The sequence below is a fragment of the Bartonella florencae genome (assembly GCF_000312525.1).
GTDB classification, from domain to species: domain Bacteria; phylum Pseudomonadota; class Alphaproteobacteria; order Rhizobiales; family Rhizobiaceae; genus Bartonella; species Bartonella florencae.
In genome coordinates this window covers 1-2,407 of record NZ_HE997461.1, presented here as the reverse complement: position 1 = coordinate 2,407, position 2,407 = coordinate 1, and the positions used below count along the sequence as shown (strand labels likewise).

5 protein-coding genes are annotated in these 2,407 nt (G+C 37.1%); 2 read left to right on the top strand and 3 right to left on the bottom strand.

Going from position 1 to position 2,407, the window contains the following annotated elements:
• The coding region (locus BN202_RS08675; RefSeq protein WP_019220255.1) for a hypothetical protein at positions 1-414 on the bottom strand (414 nt) is incomplete at its 3' end.
• Between the two features lie 76 nt (positions 415-490).
• On the opposite strand from BN202_RS08675, the gene BN202_RS08670 reads away from it, so the two are divergent.
• Both BN202_RS08670 and BN202_RS08665 read left to right on the top strand, forming a co-directional pair.
• Positions 491-790, top strand: a complete 300-nt coding sequence (locus tag BN202_RS08670; protein WP_019220254.1) for a BrnT family toxin — start codon at positions 491-493, stop codon at positions 788-790.
• Positions 777-1,049: a CopG family antitoxin gene (locus BN202_RS08665; RefSeq protein ID WP_019220253.1), complete on the top strand. Its 273-nt coding sequence runs from the start codon at positions 777-779 to the stop codon at positions 1,047-1,049. The genes BN202_RS08670 and BN202_RS08665 overlap by 14 nt, the downstream gene beginning before the upstream one ends.
• A 119-nt stretch (positions 1,050-1,168) precedes the next feature.
• Here the strand turns inward: BN202_RS08665 and BN202_RS08660 are convergent, their stop codons facing one another.
• Complete coding sequence (locus BN202_RS08660; RefSeq protein ID WP_019220252.1) at positions 1,169-1,447, bottom strand: hypothetical protein; 279 nt, start codon at positions 1,445-1,447, stop codon at positions 1,169-1,171.
• The gene (locus tag BN202_RS08655) at positions 1,444-2,175 is read right to left on the bottom strand and encodes an antA/AntB antirepressor family protein (RefSeq protein WP_019220251.1); all 732 of its coding nucleotides are present in this window, start codon (positions 2,173-2,175) and stop codon (positions 1,444-1,446) included. Before BN202_RS08655 ends, BN202_RS08660 begins: the two co-directional genes overlap by 4 nt.
• Positions 2,176-2,407 lie beyond the last annotated feature (232 nt).

Sequence of the window (2,407 nt, the reverse complement as noted above, 5' to 3'; positions counted from 1 at the left end):
GGGGATATTGGTCACGTAAGTGACTTCAAAGGTTAAAATTGCACCATGGAGCGCTAGCGCCCCGTTATCGCCAAAGGCAAAAGCAATATTTTGCAAGCGGCATGTCTCAACAGTGTTGTTAAGATTAGGATTAGCGTAAAAAATCTCCTCAACTTCCCATGCTAATTGATCAACAAAACGTGCTCCACCTTCACATGTCGCATAACATTCAACATCCACTATTAAAACGCGCCGCCTTACTCCATAATCATAGCTATCTTCAATCGTTTCACTTTGTGTTGAGATATTAATTGCAGGCGTGTTCTCAGGGGAAAAGTTGAAATCGCGCATATTGAAAACATTGTCACCAGAAGCCGTCTTTGCTGCTTTGATTAATGCAACAAAGCTTTCCCTGATCGTCTCTCTAGGATGCATGAATATTCCTGTTTAAATAGATTGATTTTTAATCATTTTTATTGCATTTGTGGATACATTTTGATATACATACGTTATGGTAACAAATATAGAAATTCATGGCATAAATTGGGATGACGGTAATTGGCCCAAATGTGCCAAACATGGAGTTTCTAAAAAAGAAATTGAGTATTTATTCACCAATCCCGGAAATCTTGTCATAAAGCACGACCCCAATGTTAAAGAAGAGCGTTTAAGAGCCATTGGGAGAAGTTATAATGAACGATATATTTTTCTAGTTTTTACCTTAAGAACAATAAAGAACGAACTGTTTGTGCGTCCTATTAGCGCTCGTTATATGCACCAAAAGGAGATTGATTTATATGAAAACCTCTAAATTAAAACAAATACCCGTTTTCAAGACGGATGAAGAAGCAGAAAACTTTGTTGATACTGCAGATCTTACTGATTATGACTTAACTGGTTTTAAACCCGTTCATTTTGAATTTTTACCTAAAGAAGCCTCTATGAATATTCGTTTGCCTCAAGCGCTTATGAAAGCTTTAAAGGAAAAAGCTAAAAATCAAGCTATTCCTTATACACGCTATGTCCGGCATCTTATCGAACGAGATTTACGAAAAAGTCATCGTAATTAATTGATAATTAGGTGTAATCGGGTATATATTCCGGTATGCAAATGGATACACTCCAAATTACACAAGAATTATTGGCTCCTCCCCACCTATAAAGATGGGAAAGGAGTTCTGTTTTTAACTTAAGCAACCTTTTTAATGGGGCTCTCTAAATCTGGTTCGTAGGCTCGCAACAAAGACTCCATAATCGGAGGAGGTCTTAAAGTTCCAAAATTTGTAATCATTGCCAAAATTTTCAGTGCATTTGGGGTTTCATTTTGAAGTTTTAAAATTAAAGCTTTTTCTATCGCATCCATGGTTTCAATGAGAGTATTAAAAGCCTTATCTTCAACATCATCACGATCAGAAAACTGATACAATGCCATCCATAAATCACATAAAAAGTCGATACTGGTATTCATTGTACACCTCCATGGATTTGTTCTCTCAAACATGCCAATCCTTTTGGTGTAATTTTTGTTGAAGGGAGCACCTTTTCTGTTCCATCTGGTCTTTGAATGGTGATAGCAGGGCAATCCATGAATCCTTTCTTGATTTTATCCTGATAAGGTAACAAAGGCGCCCCTGGAGCACGTCGATAGACCCAATCGTGTTTACGCAAGTAATCGGTCAAATCTTTTGGTCGTACCTCTAACATTTTCGCTGCTTCAATAAGACCGAACAAACCATCAGAGCGCTTTAAGCCTTCAAGCGCTTCTGCTTTTGGTGCTAATTCAGCAATGGTGTTATCCTTTTGCTCAATTTGGTTTTGTAAATGTGTCAAAAAGCCAATCATTGCTTGTGGACTTGAATAGTCAATTTGCGGTGTAACAACTTGCTTCAAAAGTCGTTCGCATTTGATAAAGTATTGACGCGCTTCATGCCCTTTATCATTACGCTCTATCATCGAAAGATGTTTAGCCATGTCTAACGTAATGTGGTATTCTTTTACCTTTCCACCGCTTACTAAATTTTTAGTAAGCGTTATAAAGTTTATATTTTCGAGAAACTTACATTCTTTAATACGATTTTTAATCCAATCATTAAAGCGAGCTTTTATTTCTAAAAACGTATGTAAATCACGCGCGTTAACAGTTTGAACAGTTTCCTGATCAACAACCTGTTCTCTAATTTCTATAAGAGTATTCATAATGAATTCCTTATGGTTAGACGTTTGTTAATGACACTCAAAAAGAGTGCCGGGCGCTAACAAACACGGCCATAAGTCCGTCGTTACACTTTCCCCGCAAGGGTATTGTATAGCGTAACCACACCCGACAGATATTATTATACGCATGTAGCATATAATGAGTCAAAGTCTTTAATGTATAGAAGACTGATTATTTCGGTAACCAATCCGCTTATGGTTCTAAGGTGTTTGT

Coding starts and splice junctions, on each gene's coding strand:
- BN202_RS08670 (WP_019220254.1), top strand. CDS start 491: ATGGTAACAAATATAGAAATTCATGGCATAAATTGGGATGACGGTAAT.
- BN202_RS08665 (WP_019220253.1), top strand. CDS start 777: ATGAAAACCTCTAAATTAAAACAAATACCCGTTTTCAAGACGGATGAA.
- BN202_RS08660 (WP_019220252.1), bottom strand. CDS start 1,447: ATGAATACCAGTATCGACTTTTTATGTGATTTATGGATGGCATTGTAT.
- BN202_RS08655 (WP_019220251.1), bottom strand. CDS start 2,175: ATGAATACTCTTATAGAAATTAGAGAACAGGTTGTTGATCAGGAAACT.